At 54.1% G+C, this 647-nt stretch carries 1 protein-coding gene and 3 tRNA genes; all 4 read left to right on the top strand.

Going from position 1 to position 647, the window contains the following annotated elements; genetic code table 11:
* Nucleotides 1–221: 221 nt before the first annotated feature.
* Nucleotides 222–307: transfer RNA gene (locus NCS03_RS13030), tRNA-Tyr, on the top strand.
* Between the two features lie 30 nt (nucleotides 308–337).
* Nucleotides 338–411, top strand: a tRNA-Gly gene (locus NCS03_RS13025).
* Between the two features lie 16 nt (nucleotides 412–427).
* Nucleotides 428–502, top strand: a tRNA-Thr gene (locus tag NCS03_RS13020).
* A 62-nt stretch (nucleotides 503–564) separates the two neighbouring features.
* The coding region (locus tag NCS03_RS13015) for a GTP-binding protein (protein ID WP_042615313.1) at nucleotides 565–647 on the top strand (83 nt) is incomplete at its 3' end.

Raw genomic sequence — 647 nt, 5'->3', positions numbered from 1 at the left:
GGACCGTGAAACGACTCCACGCCGATGATAGTGCGGATACCCGTGTGAAAGTAGGTAATCGTCAGGCTCCTCATGCTGAAAGCAAGCGAAAGCCCCAACTCCAACGAGTTGGGGCTTTTTGCGTTTTTCGTCTCACCTATAAGTGAGAGCCTCGAATTTTTCGGGTCGTAAGAAACGCTTGACAACGGCGTGTTGTTACCCCATAATCGATAGTTCTCTGCGGAGGGGTGCCCGAGTGGCTAAAGGGGGCAGACTGTAAATCTGTTGGCTTACGCCTACGTTGGTTCGAATCCAACCTCCTCCACCAGAATTCAAGCGGTAAGGGAATCCAACCCTCGCGGGTGTAGCTCAATGGTAGAGCAGAAGCCTTCCAAGCTTACGACGAGGGTTCGATCCCCTTCACCCGCTCCAGTGTCGATTTTGTAGTGCCCATGTGGCTCAGTGGTAGAGCACTCCCTTGGTAAGGGAGAGGTCGGCAGTTCGATCCTGCCCATGGGCACCAGCTGTATCAGTCTAGTAAGTTGCGCGCGGCGCAAGGTGCGAAAATCCTGTTAGGAGTCGAAAATGGCCAAAGGTAAATTCGAGCGGACCAAGCCGCACGTAAACGTGGGCACGATCGGTCACGTTGACCACGGCAAGACCACGCT

The sequence above is a fragment of the Caballeronia sp. ATUFL_F1_KS4A genome, from assembly GCF_023630905.1.
GTDB lineage: Bacteria > Pseudomonadota > Gammaproteobacteria > Burkholderiales > Burkholderiaceae > Caballeronia > Caballeronia zhejiangensis.
Note: the sequence above shows the minus strand (reverse complement) of the source record. Positions and strands in the feature narration are given on the sequence as shown.